We start from the raw sequence: 16,463 nt of genomic DNA, 5'->3' as shown, positions 1-16,463 counted from the left end.
CACCGAGACGGCGGCGGCCCCCGGGCCGGTCCGGGGGCGTTCGACCAGTTCACCGAGGCCCGGAGCGGCGCCCGTTTCGGTCCGGTCCGCGGCAGCCCGACACACACGGCACTCTCCGAAATGCCCTAAAGTTCGGCAAGGGCCGCGTTCCCCCGCGCCTCCCAGCCGCCGCGGCGCCGGGTGAGCGGGCCCGCTGACAGGGAGTTCCGGTGGCGGGCGCGCACCGGTCGATGCGGGAAGTCGGGAGACCAGTGGTGGGAACGAGCTTGGGCGACGTGTGGCAGGACGTGGTGACCGGCCAGCCCGATCCGGAACAGTGGATCATCGTCACGACCGCCGTGGTGGCCCTGGCGGCGGTGCTGCTGGGTCCGCCCTGGCGGGTGGCCCGCAACGTCGTCACCATCGCCCACGAGGGCGGGCACGCACTCGTGGCCCTGCTCAGCGGACGTCAGCTGACCGGGATCCGACTGCACTCGGACACCTCCGGGGTGACGGTCTCCCGGGGCAGGCCCACCGGCATCGGCATGATCCTCACGGTCTTCGCGGGCTACGTCGCCCCGAGCGTGATCGGCCTCCTCGGCATCATGATGCTGAAGGCGGGCTACATCACCGCGCTGCTGTGGCTGAGCATCGTCGTGCTGGCCGCCATGCTGCTCATGATCCGCAACTTCTACGGCGTGCTGTCGATCGTGGTCACCGGGGCGCTGGTCTTCGGCGTCAGCTGGTTCACCCCGGACGAGGTCCAGGGGGCCTTCGCCTACCTGTTCATCTGGTTCCTGCTGTTCGCCGGCGTGCGTCCGGTCATCGAGCTCCAGTCGCAGCGCGTGCGCAACCCCTCCCCGCACTCCGACGCGGACCAGCTGGCCCGCCTCACCGGCCTGCCTGGCACCCTCTGGGTCGGGGTGTTCCTGCTGGTGAACGCCGCCGTCACCCTACTGGGCGTGTGGCTGCTGTTCTTCTGACCGGCGGACGCCGCCCCCACACACGAAGACAGGCCCCGCGTCCTGACGCGGGGCCTTCGTGGTGCCCGGAGGCGGGCGGGGCTACTGGGCGGTCTGCGGGGCGCTGAGCGCCAGGGCGACCGAGGAGAACACCGGGATGCGGGTGTCCAGCGAGGTGACGCGCAGGATCTGCGTGACGCGCGGCACCGGAGCGGCGATCACCAGGAGGGCCTGCTGCTCCTTGGCGGCCTTGTGGGCTCGGATGAGCACGCGCAGCCCACTGGAGTCGATGAACCGCAGATCGGCGCAGTCCAGCACGACGCGACCGAAGGGCTGCGTGGTCAGCGCCTCCGTGACCGCCTCCTGGAAGCGGTTCTCGGTGGCCATGTCGATCTCCCCGTCCAGGGCCAGGACTCTTCCGGCCTCATGGAGGGTGGAGGAAATGGTCAGGTCGGGCATGGCGACTCCGGCGTACTCGGGCCGTGCCCGACGGGTCGACGAGGCAGGCCGAACGTCTCCCCACCGGGGACGTGCGGTGACCGGTGCGATGGTTGCGTTACCGCGTGAGCCAAGCTGATGGTTCATCAAGTTCCTTGCGTGGTGCCCCGGGCTGGGAACCGGGGAGGAAACGCCTTTCTCGCCTGGTTTGCTCGGAAAAGCACGGCACCCCTACAACGCCTGGCCTGGGCCAGGCGTTCCTGGTGCCGTGTGTCATCGGTGTGACTTGCGTCGTGCGACGAGGGCGCGGTTCATGGTGTCCCCGTGCTCGGCCGTCCTGCCGGAGCCGGCGGCCGGGCCGGGCCCTCCGCCAGTGAGAACCCGCCCGCGGCGGCGGGCATTCCCCGGTGGGCCGCGGCGGGGACCGTGACTGGGCCGGTGGTCCCCGGTGGACCCGACTCCTCCCGGCGCGCCGTCAGGGCGCTGGGACGCGTTGGTGTCGGGGCCGTCCAGCCTCGGACTTTACCACAGGGCCGTGGCCGTTTCGTGACGGGAGCGACGCAAGGTCGTGCCCCCGCCGATTGACCGTTTCCTGGATTACTGGTGTATGGATCACGCCTTGGGGACGTATGCGGTCTCCACCGGGTCCTCTTCGGGCTCCCGCTCGCGCTGCTGGAGCGCCCACACACACGCGGACAGGGTGAGCGGGACCGCCACGGTCAGCGCCAGCGCGGGGATGGCCACGCCGGAGTCGTTGGCCGCGAACCCCACCAGTGCCGTCACCAGGGAACCGGTCAGACCGGCCCGGAGCGTCGGCGCGTACTCGTAGGCACGCTGGAGCGCGCCGATCCGCCATCTGCCCGGCCGGTTGAGGACGGCGAACAGGAAGACCAGGGCCCCGGCCGCCAACAGGGTCAGGTGCCAGTTGCCCAGGGTGCCCAGCATGGCGCCCAGCTTGCGGGCGAGCACCGTCCCGGCGTCCCCGCTCACCACCTGCTCCGCGAACGCGCCGAAGTGGCTGCGGTCCTCCACCGGCCGCATGTAGTCCATCCAGGCCAGCAGGGAGATCGCGGTGACCGAGACGACGCCCACCGCGGCCAGGCGCAGGGCGGTGATCCGCACCCCCGCGATCATCATCGTGGTCACCGCGAGGCCCGGGATCAGGGCGATCACGCCGCCGAAGTCCGTGCCCAGCCCCGGCCAGCCGATGATCAGCACCGAGGCGGTCCCCACCAGCAGGGTCGTGATCACCGCCGCGCGACGCCTGCCCCGCGAGATCAGCGAGTGGGAGATGCCCGCGACCGCCATCAGCATGCCGGTGGCGAAGGTCGCGAAGGCGATGTTCCCTATCCCGTAGAAGCGCCCGGCCACGATCGGTGAGTACCCCGTGGGCGAGTTCATCTGGAGGTGGGCGCCGAAGCAGAGGTCGAGGAAGAGCACGAGGGTGGTCGCGCCCGCCACCACCGTCATCGGGCCGAGGATGGTCCGGCGCCACGGTCCGGCCACCGCCAGCGCCACCACCAGGGCGTCCACGGCCAGGACCGACGCCAGCAGGGCCAGCGGCGGGACCTGCGTCGCCCACCACGGGATGAGGTTGGCCAGGTAGCTCGCCACGGGGAAGGCCGCGCCCGCCAGCGCCACGACCCGGGTCACCGACAGCACCACGGCCCGCTTGCCGCGCTCACCCCAGGAGTACCGGTGCATGGCGTAGGCCGCCGCCGCGTAGATGAGCAGCTGGATGGCGACCAGCCCGCTGAAGAACCCGGGGATGGCCGCGCCCACCACCACCGCCGCGGTGTTGAAGTCCACCAGGCGGACCACCGCCTCCTCCACCGGCTGGGGGCGGTCGGTGGTCTGCCACACCCGTCCGCCGGTGGGGCCGCCCGCGTCCAGCCCCAGCTCGGCCAGCACCGTCACGGTGGTGTCGGTCAGGGCCACCAGCCCGGGGCGGCGGGTCGACTCCGAGGCCAGGTAGGAGGCGGGACCGGCCAGCCCCTGCTCGGTCACCTCGCCGGTGAGGGCGACGGTCAGCTGTGAGGGGCCGGTGTCCATGGAGACCCCGACCACCATCAGGGTGGATCCGGCGGGCAGGTTCCCGACCAGCGCGGACAGCCGGGAGTCGAGGGTCTCCAGGGTGTCCTCGCGGACCTGTTCCGGAACGTCCTCGGGTTTGGCCTCCTCGGGCTCGTCCCCGTCCTCGGTTTCGGCCGGGTAGAGGCTGGTGAGCTCGGGCAGCTCCACCGCCGCGAGGGAGACGCCGCGCAGGCGCTCCTGGGAGAGGTCCCGCGCCGAGTCGACGTAGTGGTCGACCCGGCCGGACTCGTCGGCGGCTCCCAGTGCGGCGCCCGGCCCGGCGGCCAGGGTCAGTCCGCCCTGGTCGCGGACGGTCTGCCCGAGCAGGCCCACCGGCGCGGCGAAGACCGACCGCGCGTTCTGCTCGACGAAGTCCCGGAACCCCGGGACGGTCGCGCCCGACCCGTCCACGACCGGCTCCGGAGCGGGCTCGCACACGGTGAAGCGCTCCCGGTCGGAGAGGGAGCGCTGCCCCGCCGAGACCGAGAGCCAGCCGTCCGTGGGGCAGGTCCGGGAGGTCACGGTGCGGATGGAGACGTTGCCGATCGCCCCGGCCTCGGCCAGCTCCCACAGCGCGGGCGTGTGCTCGGGGGTGACGTCCTCCCAGAGCAGCCCCGGCACGCCCACGAGCACGACCGGGCCGTCGGACGGTCCGGCGCGGCCCGGGTCGAGCCCGGGCGGGCTCCCCGAGCCCGCGGCGGCGGGGGCCGTGCAGAGCAGGACCGCCACCACCAGCAGGAGGGCGTACAGGCGCCTGGGCGGGCGCCTTCCCGGCTGCCCTCCCGGGCGCCCGGCCCGTTGTCGGGCACGGCCTCCGGCCGCACACCGTTCCGAGCGCACGCCGAGCCGTCGACTCGGTGACATGGCGGTCCCCCCGATCGCGATCACCTCACTGGTCGCCCACCCTAGTGATCACACGGCTCTGAGCGGGGAAAACGGCGATTCCGGACAGGGGAATCGCGGGGTGCGCCGGGGAGGGGAACGGCCGGGCCGGGGGAGCGGTCCGGGCCGGGGGAGGTGAGGGTCAGGGGGTGAGGCCCCACTCCTTCAGGGTCGCGTCGGTGTCGGGCAGCGGGCGCCCCCGGGTGACCTCGCCGGGGGTACGGCCGAACCTCGGCGCCGGTCCGGCCACGACCCGGTCGCCCTCGCGCACGAGCGCGCCCCGCGCCCGCACGTGCGGGTGGTCGGGAGCCTCCGCCAGGGACAGGACCGGCATCACGCAGGCGTCGGTCCCCTCGAAGACCGCCCCCCACTCGTCGCGGTCGCGCGTGCGCAGCACCTCCGCGAAGCGCGCGCGGAGCCGGGGCCACCCCTCGGTGTCCCACTGGTCGGGCAGCTCCTCGGCGTCCAGCCCCGCCCCCGCGAGGAACGCCGCGTAGAACTGCGGCTCGATGCAGGCCACGGACAGGTGGCGGCCGTCGGCACACTCGTAGACGTCGTACCAGGGGGCCCCGGTGTCGAGGTAGTTGGTGCCGCGCTCGTCGGTCCACGAACCCCGCGCGCGGTCCTCGTGCACCATCGACATCAGCAGGGCGCTGCCGTCCACCATCGCGGCGTCCACGACCTGGCCGAGCCCGGAGCCCCGCCGTTCCAGGAGGGCGGCCAGGATTCCGGTGACCGTGAACATGGTGCCCCCCGCGAAGTCACCGAGCAGGTTGATCGGCGGGACCGGAGGGCCGTCCGCGCGTCCGATGGAGTGCAGGGCGCCGTTCACGGACACGTAGTTCATGTCGTGTCCGGCGGTGCGGGCCAGTGGCCCCTCCTGGCCCCAACCGGTGACGCGCGCGTACACCAGGCGCGGGTTGAGCTCCAGACAGTCGTCGGGGCCCAGGCCCAGGCGTTCCATCACCCCCGGGCGGAAGCCCTCCAGGAGGACGTCGGCGCGGGAGACGAGTTCGCGGGCGCGGGCGATCCCCTCGTCGGACTTGAGGTCGGCGCCGAGCACGGCGCGGCCCTCGCTCATGTGCGGTCCCGTGGAGCCGGAGGCCATGGCCTCGGCGGCCCCGGGGCGGTCGATCCGGATGACGCTGGCACCCATGTCGGCCAGGAGCATTCCGGCCATCGGCGCCGGGCCGATCCCGGTGAACTCGACGACGCGGATTCCGTTGAGGGGTCCCATGGTGCCTCCGGGGCGTTGGTCGGGAGAGGTGACTGGAAGGGCGGTGGCTCGATCGGGGTGACGATCCGCAGGTGACTAGAACGGCGTTCGGTTCATTGTGCAGGCTACGCCGCCCCGAGACCAGGCCGTCGCGTGGGGGCGGGGCGGAAAAAAGAATAGGGGGAAATGCACGATTTGCAGCGTAATGGTTTTCGGGCCATGTAAAAAACCCACGCTCACCTGGTGTTAATGTGACCCTGTTCGGCCCTCGGAAGCCCCTCCACCACCGAGGACTCCCACGGACCACCCCTTGAAGAAGGGCTCGGAAATCATGCCCACAGAATCCGGGAAGAACGGCTCCCGGCGCCGTTCCCGAAGGCGCCGACGCCCCAGGGCGTCCCTCCTCCTCCCCCTGCCGGTCATGGCGGGCGCCGTCGCCTTCGTCCTGGTCCTCGCGGGCGGAGGCACCGCCCTGGCCATGGAGAAGACCGTCCTGCTCGACGCCAACGGCCAGGAGAGCGAGGTCAGCACCTTCGGGGACAGCGTCCAGGACGTCCTCGACTCCGCCGGGATCGAACTCGGTGAACACGACGTGGTCGCCCCCTCCCCGGACACCGAGGTCACCGCCGGCGACCACGTGGTCCTCCGCTCACCCCGCGAGATCACCGTCGACCTCGACGGCCACGAACTCAACCACCGGGTGCACGCCGCGACCCTCGACGAGGCACTCCGGCAGATCGGCCTCGACCCCGAGGGCGTCGAACTCTCCGAGGAGCACGACACCCCGATCCCCGAGGACGGCCTCACGGTGACCGCCGAGCGCGCGCCCCGCATGGTCGTCATGTACGACACCGTCCGCTCCGAGACCCGCACCACGGGCGCGACCGTCGCGGACGTCCTCAGCGCCGCCGGGGTCGAGACCGGTGAGCACGACATCGTCTCCCCGAAGCCGGACGAGCCCGCCGAACCCGACATGGTGGTGCGCGTCCTGCCCGCCCTCGGTCAACCCGAGACCGAGGAGGTGGTGATCGAGGCGGAGACCGTCGAACGCGAGAACCCCGACCTCCCCGAGGGCGAACGCGAGGTCGTGACCGAGCCCGAGGACGGGCTCAAGGAGGTCACCACCCTCCGGGTCCTGCGCCACGGCGAGGAGGTCGACCACGAACTCTCCGAGGAGGTCGTCACCGAACCCGTCGAGGGGTTGGTGGAGATCGGTACCAAGCCCGAGGAGGACGACCCCCAGGCCAGCGGTGAGGCGGGCGGCCTCAACTGGGCCGGGTTGGCCCGGTGCGAGTCCGGGGGCGACGCCTCCGCGGTGAACGCGGCGGGCGGCTACTACGGGCTCTACCAGTTCAGTCCGAGCACCTGGGCTTCGGTCGGCGGCAGCGGACTGCCCTCCGACGCCAGCGCCGCCGAACAGACCCAGCGCGCCCAGCAGCTCTACGACAGCGTCGGCGGGAACTGGCAGAGCCAGTGGCCGCACTGCGGGGTCCACCTCTTCGAGTGATCGGGGTCCACCGGTCGATCAGCCCGCCCCGACCGGTGGCCGCCCCCCGCGGCGTGGATGAGCGGGTGGGCGGCGGCTGGCAAGATGTGTGGGTGACACAGACACCCGAACCCGACCCCGCCGACCGTTCCCGCCTGCTCACCCCCGCCGACGTGCGGGCCCTCGCCGAGCGGTTCGGTATCCGGCCCACCAAGACCCTGGGCCAGAACTTCGTCATCGACCACGGCACCGTCCGCCGCATCGTCCGCGTCGCGGGCGTCGGCGCCGACGACGTGGTCGTCGAGGTGGGGCCCGGGCTCGGATCGCTCACCCTCGCGCTGCTCCCGCACGTACGGCACGTCACCGCGATCGAGATCGACCCGGCACTGGCCGAGGCGCTGCCCGGCACCGTCACGGACCACGCGCCCGACCTCGTCGACCGGCTCACGGTGGTCCCCGGTGACGCCATGCGCGTCACCGAACTGCCAGGCCCCGCGCCCACCGCGCTCGTGGCCAACCTGCCCTACAACGTCTCCGTGCCGGTCCTGCTGCACCTGCTCGAACTCCTGCCGAGCCTGGAGCGGGTGCTGGTCATGGTGCAGGCGGAGGTCGCGGACCGGATCACCGCCACCCCGGGCGGGCGCATCTACGGGGTGCCCTCCGCGAAGGTCGCCTGGTACGCCAGCGCGCGCCGGGCCGGAGCGGTCGGCCGGAACGTCTTCTGGCCCGCGCCCAACGTCGACTCCGGGCTGGTGGAACTGGTCCGCCGCCCCGAGCCCAGCACGAAGGCCCCGCGCAAGGAGGTCTTCAAGGTCATCGACGCGGCCTTCGCCCAGCGCCGCAAGACCCTGCGCGCCGCGCTGTCCGGCTGGGCGGGGTCGGCCCCCGCGGCCGAGGCCGCGCTCCGGGCCGCCGGGGTCCAGCCGAGCGCGCGCGGGGAGTCCCTCGGCATCGAGGAGTTCGCCGCGATCGCGGAGCACCGCCCGGAGTAGCACCCCGAGCTCCGCCCCGGGGGACGCACACCGGACACCCACGGGACACCGGACCCCGGACACCGGACACCGGACCCCAGACACCGCACTCCGGCACCGGGGGTTTCGGTCAGGACATCAGATGCGGGACACCGGTCGCCAACGGTCGCCGGGCACGGGAAAGGGGCGCCCTCCGAGGAGGACGCCCCTTTCCCGTGTTCACCGCTCCCCTCTCGGGGGCGATCAGCCCTGGTCCGTCGGGGGAGGCGGGGGAGGCAGCTCCTCGGCCTCCCGGGGGCGCGACCGGAACAGCGCCCGCGCCATCGCCGCCACGCCCAGGCCCACCGCCAGCACCGGCAGCAGCCACATCACGTTCGGTTCCCAGTCACCGCTGCCCCGGACGGCGATCGCCACAGCCAGCCCCAGGAACAGCACTCCCGCGACGAGCGATCCCCAGTCAGTTCCCCGCTTGGCCATACCGCACCTCCACTGTCCCGGCCACGCTGCTGGTGTGCACGTTGATCACCGGCACCCCCTCCGGCCCGTTCCTCGTCTCCCCGGTCCGTTCCGAGCCCCGTGGGGGCTCCGTCGGCTCGAAGGTCTCCTCGTGGTTCACGCCCAGCCCGGCCACGAAGTCGCCGTCGGGTTCCATGCCGCCGATCCCGACCGCACCCGCCGTGACGTCCGACACCAGGTTCACCCGGGCGTCCTCCGGAATCACCAGCAGCAGGCTCCCCACGTCCACCCGGGCCACCACGTCCACGGACCCCTCGGGGCCGAGTTCTGCGGGCAGGGACGTCAGGTCCAGCGTCCCCGAGCCCACGTTCAGCCACTGGTCGTCCGACCGCGCCTCCGCGACCGTGGTCGGCCGCCACAGCTCGTCACCGATCCGCGTCCGGGTGACGTCGACCGAGGACACCAGGACCGCGCCCAGCACGGCGAGCGCACCGAGGACCATCAGGCCCCGGGGGTTGCCCACCCAGGTCCCGACCAGCGCGTACAGGCCGACCACCGCCACCACGGCGGCCATGAAGAAGACGCCGAGCTCCGGTCCCACCAGCAGCTGAGCGGCGCTCGCCTCCGACACCGGCGGACCGAGGTGCGGAGCGGTCAGTGCCCAAGCGACCGCCATGATGACGACGGTCCACACCGCGTGTGAGGCCAGTGGTGAGGAGCGCGGCTTCGGCCCGTGCCCGGAACCGTCCCCACGACAGCCCCCGCCGTGGCGGTCCGCGTCCCTCGGCTCCTCCTCCTGCCCCGCTTCCTCGTCGTCCTCGTCTTCCTCATCGTCGTCCGCGCCCAACGACGTGCGCTCGGAGACCACCGCCAGGTCCACCGGGCCCTGCGGGGCCGAGGCCCACGGCTGGGCCGGGTTGTAGTAGGCGGGCACCGGCTGCGGCAGCGGCCCCGTGGGCGGCGGTTCCCGCGTGGCCAGGTCCGCGCGCAGGCCGAGCAGCGAGGTCCGCAGGTCCACACCCCGGTTCCTCGCGGTCAGCAACCCCAGCACCAGCGGGATCGCCAACACCAGCGTCCCCCAACCGAACCCGCCCACCAGGCTGAGCGCCGTGGCCCCGGCCAGGCCGAGGGTCAGCAGCTTCAGCACCGCGTGCGGCGGAAAGCTCCGGTTCAACATCTGCTCGAAGGTCGCCGGACCGCCCTGCGGGTCCCGCATGAGCATCCACGCCGCGATGTACAGCAGCAGCCCCGCGCCGCCGGCGAACGCGGTGAGCACGAACGCGGCGCGCCACACCACGGGATCCACCCGCGTGTACGCGCCCAACCCGGCGCACACCCCGGCCAGGGCCTGCCGCTGGTCGTCGCGGCGCAGCTCGGGGCCGGTCACCGGGCCCGGTGAATCGCTCCCGGGGCCGTTCTCCGTGGCGACACCCTCGGAGGACCCGGCCCCGGCCCGGGCGGAGCCGTCCTCCGGGGAACCGTGCCCGAAGGCCCCGCCCCCGAGGGGATCGCTCCCCGCCGACGCCCCGGTCGGCGTCTCTCCGTCAGACATGGACGCTCACCACACTTTCCTCATGGAACCATCGTGACCTCTGATGCGTCGCGAAGGGAATCCGGGACGACCCTGAACCCACCCTGACCGGAACACCAGGGCCGGACCAGGGCCGCGCCCCCGATGTCCCACGAGGGTCACACAGGGCATGCTGGAACCGTCCACAACCACGCGCGCGCCAGGCCACGGGCGTCGCGCCACACACGAAAGCGGTGATCCGGCGGTGCCAACGACGGCCGTGGAGACCCCGCGGCTCACCCGCGCGGTCGACGGCAGACTCCTCGGCGGCGTCGCCTCAGGGCTGGCCCGGCACCTGGGGCTGGACCCGGTCGTGGTCCGCCTCGCGTTCATGGCGCTCGCCGTCGGCGGGATCGGCGTGGCCGTCTACGCGGCCCTGTACTTCCTCGTCCCCAAGGAGGAGGTCGGCGCCGACGGGTCCGCACCGGGCGAGGACGCCCGGCGCAAGGGCCGCGACATCTCACAGCTCATCGCCTACGTCGGCCTCGCCGCCGGGCTGGGGCTCCTGTTCCTGGTGTTCGGCGGGGTCTTCGACCCGCTTCTGTGGTTCGTCATCTTCGGTGCGCTCGGGGCCACCATCCTGTGGCAGCAGGCCAACCCCGCCGAACGCAACGAGTGGATGAACAGCACCGTCAGCCGTACACGGCCCAAGAGCATCATGCGCACCACCGCCGGTGTCCTGCTGGTCGTGGTCGGCGTCATCGGCTTCCTGGTCTTCCAGCAGCAGCTCCAGGAGGCCCGCGCCGGGCTGACCTTCGCGTTCACGCTCATCGCGGGCATCGCGCTCATCGTCGCCCCCTGGATCATCGGTCTCATCCGCGAACGCGACTCCGAGCGCCGCGAGCGCATCCGCAACGCCGAACGCGCCGAACTCGCCGCGCACATCCACGACTCCGTCCTGCACACGCTCACGCTCATCCAGCGCCGCGCCGACGACCCCCGCGAGGTGCAGCGGCTGGCCCGCGTCCAGGAGCGCGCCCTGCGCAGCTGGCTCTACCAGCGCCCCGCCGACGCCGAGACCACCGTCACGCCGGGCCTGGAACGGGTGGCCGCCGAGGTGGAGGAGGAGCACGGCGTGCCGATCGAGGTGGTGTGCGTCGGAGACGCGCCCATCGACGACGGCATCAGCGCGATGCTCCGCGCCGCACGCGAGGCCATGGTCAACGCCTCCAAGTACGCCGGAACGGACACCATTTCGGTGTTCGGGGAGGTGGACGAGGCGGAGGTCCTGGTGTTCGTGCGCGACCGGGGGGCCGGGTTCGACCTCGACGACATCCCCGAGGACCGCATGGGCGTGCGCGGCTCCATCGTCGGACGCATGGAGCGCCACGGCGGGAGCGCGCGCATCCGCACCGAACCCGGAGAGGGCACCGAGGTGCAGCTCCGTATGCCCCGCATCCCCGACATGTGAGCCCGGGGGGACACGGGGACGGAGCGGAGGGGCCGAGGAACGGGCAAACCGTGGGCGCCGGGGCCGGGGCGGTGGGCCTTCCGGACGCCGGGCGCGGTGGCCGCTTCGGGCCAGAGGGCGGGCCGGGCGACGCGGGCCACTACCTACCGGGTGACTTCCCTGGATAGGGTCCAGGTGTGGGAGAAGAGAGCACGAACTTCAGTGACGGAGACGCGGTTCCCCGCGTCGTGATCGTGGACGACCACCGGCTGTTCCGCAGCGGAGTGCGCGGGGAGCTCGGGGACGCCGTCAACGTCATCGGTGAGGCCGGTGACGTCGACAGCGCGGTGCACGTCATCGGGGAGACCCTGCCCGACCTCGTGCTCCTCGACGTCCACCTGCCGGGTGGCGGGGGAGTCGAGGTGCTCCGGCGGGTCCTGGCCAAGCACCCCCAGATCCGCTTCCTGGCCCTGTCGGTCTCCGACGCCGCCGAGGACGTCATCGGCGTGGTGCGCGGGGGCGCGCGCGGCTACGTCACCAAGACCATCTCCGGCAAGGACCTGGCCAACGCCATCGTGCGGGTCGCGGACGGCGACGCGGTGTTCTCTCCGCGGCTGGCCGGGTTCGTGCTGGACGCCTTCTCCGCGACGGACGCGCCCCCGGCCGACCCCGAGCTGGACCGCCTCACCCAGCGCGAACGCGAGGTCCTGCGGCACATCGCTCGCGGCTACGCGTACAAGGAGGTCGCCAAGGAGCTGTTCATCTCGGTCAAGACGGTCGAGACGCACGTCTCCTCGGTGCTGCGCAAACTCCAGCTGTCCAACCGGCACGAGCTCAGCCGCTGGGCCACCGCCCGACGACTCGTCTGACCCGGCGCGGACCGGGACGCGGGCCCCTGTCTCCAGGGGACCCCGAATCCCTCCGTGCCGCCAGCCCGCATCCCCAGCCTGTGGACAACCGGCCCGCCGGACGACCGGTGACCGGTCAGCGCAGCGAGTCGAGCATGCGGTCGAGGAACTCGTCCTCCCGCACCTCGGTGACCACCCGCGCGGCCCGGCGCTCGTCGTCGCTCGGACGCAGGCGACGGTCGGCCACGGTCATCCCACGGGTCAGCCCGCCGGTGAGCTCCACCCGGACCGGAGCCTCGAAGGCCCCGGTCACCAGGTGCGGGTCCACCAGCACGGCCGCGGCCAGCGGGTCGTGCATCGCGCACTGGCGCACCCCGAAGATGCCCCGGTAGAACTCGGCGTAGAAGTCCAGGAACGCGGACGTGTTCTGGGCGCGCGCCCCGGGGACCTCCTGGAGCCGGTCCAGCCACGCCCCGGTGGCCACCGTCCTCATGGTGATGTCGAGCGCGATCAGGTCCAGGTCGAACCCGGCCGCGAACACCGCCTCGGCCGCCTCGGGGTCGTTGGCGATGTTGGCCTCGGCGTGCGAGGACACGTTCCCGGGCACCTCCACGGCACCGCCCATCACGACCAGGCGCCGCACCAGCTGCGGGAGACGCGGCTCCAGGCCGAGCGCCAGGGCCAGGTTGGTCAGCGGTCCCACGGCCAGAACGTCGACCTGCCCCGGGTTCTCACGCACCAGACGCACGAGGAGTTCGGCGGCGGACTCGGCCACCGGTGCACGCACGGGCTCCGGAAGCTTCACGTCGCCCAGGCCGTTCTCACCGTGCACGTGCCCGGCCAGCCGCGGCTCCTGCACCAGCGGCCGGGCGGCGCCCACGGCCACCGGTACGTCCGGGCGGCCGTACAGGTCGAGCAGGCGCAGCGCGTTCAGCGCCGTCACCTCGACCGTGTTGTTGCCGAACACCGCGCCGACACCGACGATCTCCACCTCAGGCCGCGCGGCCAGGTAGGCGAGCGCGACGGCGTCGTCGATCCCCGGGTCGCAGTCGACGAACACACGCATGGACTCCTGGTCAGCCAAGACCAATCTCCCCCCGAACAGGACATGGACCAGCCAGGCGGATGACCTGGTTGGTGTGTGGGGCGTGACCGGAGAGGTTCCGTGGTCGGTCGTGCGTCACAGGAGGCACGCGCACGACCGGAGACATCCGCCGAAAACGCCCCCAACAGGGTAAGCCGCCGGCCGCACCGCACGTCGACGGCGGCCCCGCCCCCACGGGGCGGGAGTGAGGGGAACGACGGAAGGGGCGGGAGGGAGCGGGCACGGGGAGAGCGGGGCGGCCCCTCGGGGGCGCCGCCCCCGGGTGGACGGTCACGTCACCGGTCGGCCGTAACCTGGTAGGCGTGTCCTCCCAAGAGCAGCTTCTCGAAGGTCTGAACGGTCCCCAGCGCGACGCCGTCACCCACGCCGGGGCGCCGCTCCTGATCGTGGCGGGCGCGGGATCGGGCAAGACCCGTGTCCTCACCCACCGCATCGCGCACCTCATGGCCGAGCGCGGGGTGCGCCCGGGGGAGATCCTCGCGATCACCTTCACCAACAAGGCCGCGGCCGAGATGAAGCAGCGCATCGAGGCCCTCCTCGGCACCCGCGCCGCCAACACCATGTGGACGATGACCTTCCACTCGGCGTGCGTGCGCATCCTGCGCCGGGAGGCGCACCGGCTCGGCTACCCGAGCAGCTTCACCATCTACGACGCCGCGGACTCCCAGCGCCTCATGCAGCTGGTCTGCAAGGAGGTGGACCTGGACCCCAAGCGGTTCCCGCCCAAGTCCTTCAGCTTCCAGGTGTCCAACCTCAAGAACGAGCTCGTCGACTACGACACGTACACGGAGCAGGCCCAGACCGAGCAGGAGAAGAAGCTCGCGGAGGCCTACCAGCTGTACCAGCGCCGCCTGCTCGAAGCGGGCGCCATGGACTTCGACGACCTGATCATGATCACGGTCAACCTCTTCCAGATGTTCCCGGACGTGGCCGAGTACTACCGGCGCCGTTTCCGGCACGTCATGGTCGACGAGTACCAGGACACCAACCACGCCCAGTACGCGTTCGTCCGCGAACTCGTCGGCGCGGCGGAGGGCTCCGACACCAGCGTGGTCCCGCCGGCCGAACTCTGCGTGGTGGGCGACGCCGACCAGTCGATCTACGCCTTCCGGGGCGCGACCATCCGCAACATCCTGGAGTTCGAGCGCGACTTCCCGAACGCGCGGACCATCCTGCTGGAGCAGAACTACCGCTCCACCCAGAACATCCTCTCCGCCGCCAACACGGTGATCGACCGCAACGAGGGCCGCCCGGCCAAGAACCTGTGGTCGGAGCAGGGCGAGGGCCCGATGATCACCGGGTACGTCGCGGACAACGAGCACGACGAGGCGGCCTTCGTGGTCGGTGAGATCGACCGGCTCACCGACGAGGGCGCGGTCAAGCCGAGCCAGGTCGCGGTCTTCTACCGGACCAACGCCCAGTCCCGCGTGTTCGAGGACGTCTTCATCCGGACCGGCCTGCCGTACAAGATCGTCGGCGGTGTGCGCTTCTACGAGCGCAAGGAGATCCGCGACATCCTCGCCTACCTGCGGGTGCTGGCCAACCCCGAGGACACGGTGAGCCTGCGCCGCATCCTCAACGTGCCCAAGCGCGGCATCGGCGCGCGGGCGGAGGAGTCCATCGAGCTGCTCGCCGCGCGTGAGCGCGTCTCGTTCTCGAAGGCGCTGCGCCGCGTGGACGAGGCCCCGGGCCTGGCGACCCGTTCGGCCAAGGCGATCCGCAACTTCACCGCCCTGTTGGACGAGCTCGCGGAGGTCGTCCCGGGCAGCACCCCCGCGGAGATCGTCGAGGCGGTGCTCAGCAAGACCGGCTACCTGTCGGAGCTCGCGGAGTCCAAGGACCTCCAGGACGAGAGCCGGGTGGAGAACCTGGAGGAGTTCGTCGACGTGGCCCGGGAGTTCGAGCACACCTTCGCCGCGCTCATCGAGGACGAGGCGGAGCTGGAGGGCGAGGAGAACCAGGGCATCGACCCGGGCGAACCCACCCTGGTCGACTTCCTGGAGCGCATCTCGCTGGTCGCTGACACCGACCAGATCCCCGACGAGGACGACGACGGCGGGGTGGTCACCCTGATGACCCTGCACGCGGCGAAGGGGCTGGAGTTCCCGGCTGTCTTCCTCACCGGCATGGAGGACGGGGTCTTCCCACACACGCGGACGCTGGGGGACAAGACCGAGCTGGAGGAGGAACGGCGCCTGGCGTACGTGGGCATCACCCGCGCCGAGCAGCGGCTGTACGTGAGCCGCGCGGCGGTGCGCAGTGCCTGGGGGACGCCCTCCTACAACCCGGCGTCCCGGTTCCTGGACGAGATCCCGTCGGCGCTGATCGACTGGCGCCGCGCCGAGTCCACGCTCTCCGCCCCGCCCAGCCGCACCATCGGCGGCCGCTCCGGCGGAGGATTCGGTGGTGGCGGCGGCGGCTTCGCGAGCCCCTTCGGCAGCGGGAGGAAGAAGGCCGTCAAGGAGGCGCCCACGCTCAGTGTGGGCGACCTGGTCAACCACGACTCCTTCGGGATGGGCCGGGTGCAGCTGGTCGACGGCGCCGGGGACAAGACCAAGGCCAGAATCGACTTCGGCGCCGACATCGGTGAGAAGGACTTCCTGGTCAAGTACGCCCCGATCGAGAAGCTCTAGGCGGTCGGATCCCCTGGGGACAGGGGTCCCGCTCCTCTGAGGGGAGCGGGACCCGGAGCGGTGGACGGGTGGTTTCCGGCCCGCGACCGGGTCGCTCCGAGGCGATGTAGGCCAGGACACCGAAGAGATTTCGCAAACCTGTCACGAGCACTCCACCCCAGGGGTACAGTTGGTCAAGACCGAGCGAGACGAACGCGGATAACTCCGCGGGCGGGCCGGTCCACCTCCTCCGAAACACACTGGTTCGAGCAGTCGCTCGGAGCATGTAGGCTCGGGGAGTTGCTTCAAAAGCCCGGCGGAAACGCGGAGCGGACGAGGCACCGGGAATTCTTTCTCCGGATCAGGTTTGAAAGCGAAAACGCCGATTTGGCGGGGCGCGGAACACCTGATAAAGTAAAGACACAATAAAGCGGAAACGCAGAGGCCTTCTCCGGAAGAGCAGACGGAACCTTGA

General features: G+C 71.9%; 12 protein-coding genes. 6 read left to right on the top strand and 6 right to left on the bottom strand.

Annotated elements, in window-relative coordinates:
• The first annotated feature begins 230 nt into the window (after positions 1 to 230).
• Entirely contained in the window at positions 231 to 962 is a 732-nt protein-coding gene (locus AC0VYL_RS24005) for a M50 family metallopeptidase (protein WP_475463227.1), read from the top strand.
• A gap of 81 nt (positions 963 to 1,043) precedes the next feature.
• On the opposite strand, the gene AC0VYL_RS24000 is transcribed toward AC0VYL_RS24005, so the two are convergent.
• The 3 genes from AC0VYL_RS24000 to AC0VYL_RS23990 form a co-directional block, all read right to left on the bottom strand.
• The gene (locus AC0VYL_RS24000) at positions 1,044 to 1,400 is read right to left on the bottom strand and encodes an STAS domain-containing protein (RefSeq protein WP_475456184.1); all 357 of its coding nucleotides are present in this window, start codon (positions 1,398 to 1,400) and stop codon (positions 1,044 to 1,046) included.
• A gap of 591 nt (positions 1,401 to 1,991) precedes the next feature.
• Positions 1,992 to 4,316: a hypothetical protein gene (locus AC0VYL_RS23995; RefSeq protein ID WP_475456182.1), complete on the bottom strand. Its 2,325-nt coding sequence runs from the start codon at positions 4,314 to 4,316 to the stop codon at positions 1,992 to 1,994.
• A 160-nt stretch (positions 4,317 to 4,476) separates the two neighbouring features.
• The gene (locus tag AC0VYL_RS23990; RefSeq protein WP_475456180.1) at positions 4,477 to 5,571 is read right to left on the bottom strand and encodes a CaiB/BaiF CoA transferase family protein; all 1,095 of its coding nucleotides are present in this window, start codon (positions 5,569 to 5,571) and stop codon (positions 4,477 to 4,479) included.
• A gap of 310 nt (positions 5,572 to 5,881) precedes the next feature.
• Here AC0VYL_RS23990 and AC0VYL_RS23985 point away from each other — a divergent pair, with 310 nt between their 5' ends.
• Together AC0VYL_RS23985 and rsmA are read left to right on the top strand one after the other, a co-directional pair.
• A complete protein-coding gene (locus tag AC0VYL_RS23985; RefSeq protein WP_475456178.1) occupies positions 5,882 to 7,057 on the top strand; it encodes a ubiquitin-like domain-containing protein in 1,176 nt (391 codons plus the stop codon).
• 86 nt (positions 7,058 to 7,143) lie between these two features.
• Positions 7,144 to 8,028, top strand: a complete 885-nt coding sequence (rsmA, locus tag AC0VYL_RS23980; protein ID WP_475481571.1) for a 16S rRNA (adenine(1518)-N(6)/adenine(1519)-N(6))-dimethyltransferase RsmA — start codon at positions 7,144 to 7,146, stop codon at positions 8,026 to 8,028.
• Between the two features lie 222 nt (positions 8,029 to 8,250).
• Here rsmA and AC0VYL_RS23975 read toward each other — a convergent pair whose 3' ends face one another.
• Entirely contained in the window at positions 8,251 to 8,484 is a 234-nt protein-coding gene (locus AC0VYL_RS23975) for a hypothetical protein (RefSeq protein WP_475456176.1), read from the bottom strand.
• Positions 8,465 to 10,015, bottom strand: a complete 1,551-nt coding sequence (locus AC0VYL_RS23970; RefSeq protein WP_475481570.1) for a PspC domain-containing protein — start codon at positions 10,013 to 10,015, stop codon at positions 8,465 to 8,467. The genes AC0VYL_RS23975 and AC0VYL_RS23970 overlap by 20 nt, the downstream gene beginning before the upstream one ends.
• Positions 10,016 to 10,253: 238 nt before the next feature.
• On the opposite strand from AC0VYL_RS23970, the gene AC0VYL_RS23965 reads away from it, so the two are divergent.
• Together AC0VYL_RS23965 and AC0VYL_RS23960 are read left to right on the top strand one after the other, a co-directional pair.
• Positions 10,254 to 11,444: an ATP-binding protein gene (locus tag AC0VYL_RS23965; protein WP_475463224.1), complete on the top strand. Its 1,191-nt coding sequence runs from the start codon at positions 10,254 to 10,256 to the stop codon at positions 11,442 to 11,444.
• Between the two features lie 176 nt (positions 11,445 to 11,620).
• Positions 11,621 to 12,292: a response regulator gene (locus tag AC0VYL_RS23960; protein ID WP_378738339.1), complete on the top strand. Its 672-nt coding sequence runs from the start codon at positions 11,621 to 11,623 to the stop codon at positions 12,290 to 12,292.
• A gap of 115 nt (positions 12,293 to 12,407) precedes the next feature.
• Here AC0VYL_RS23960 and AC0VYL_RS23955 read toward each other — a convergent pair whose 3' ends face one another.
• Positions 12,408 to 13,337, bottom strand: coding sequence for a nucleoside hydrolase (locus AC0VYL_RS23955; RefSeq protein WP_475483572.1), 930 nt, complete (start codon positions 13,335 to 13,337; stop codon positions 12,408 to 12,410).
• Between the two features lie 341 nt (positions 13,338 to 13,678).
• On the opposite strand from AC0VYL_RS23955, the gene pcrA reads away from it, so the two are divergent.
• Complete coding sequence (pcrA, locus tag AC0VYL_RS23950; RefSeq protein WP_475481569.1) at positions 13,679 to 16,009, top strand: DNA helicase PcrA; 2,331 nt, start codon at positions 13,679 to 13,681, stop codon at positions 16,007 to 16,009.
• The last annotated feature ends 454 nt before the right edge of the window (positions 16,010 to 16,463 follow it).

It is taken from the genome of Nocardiopsis sp. iso_238 (genome assembly GCF_056173325.1).
The sequence above is the reverse complement of the archived record's forward strand: the minus strand, read 5'-3'. Positions and strand labels throughout refer to the sequence as shown.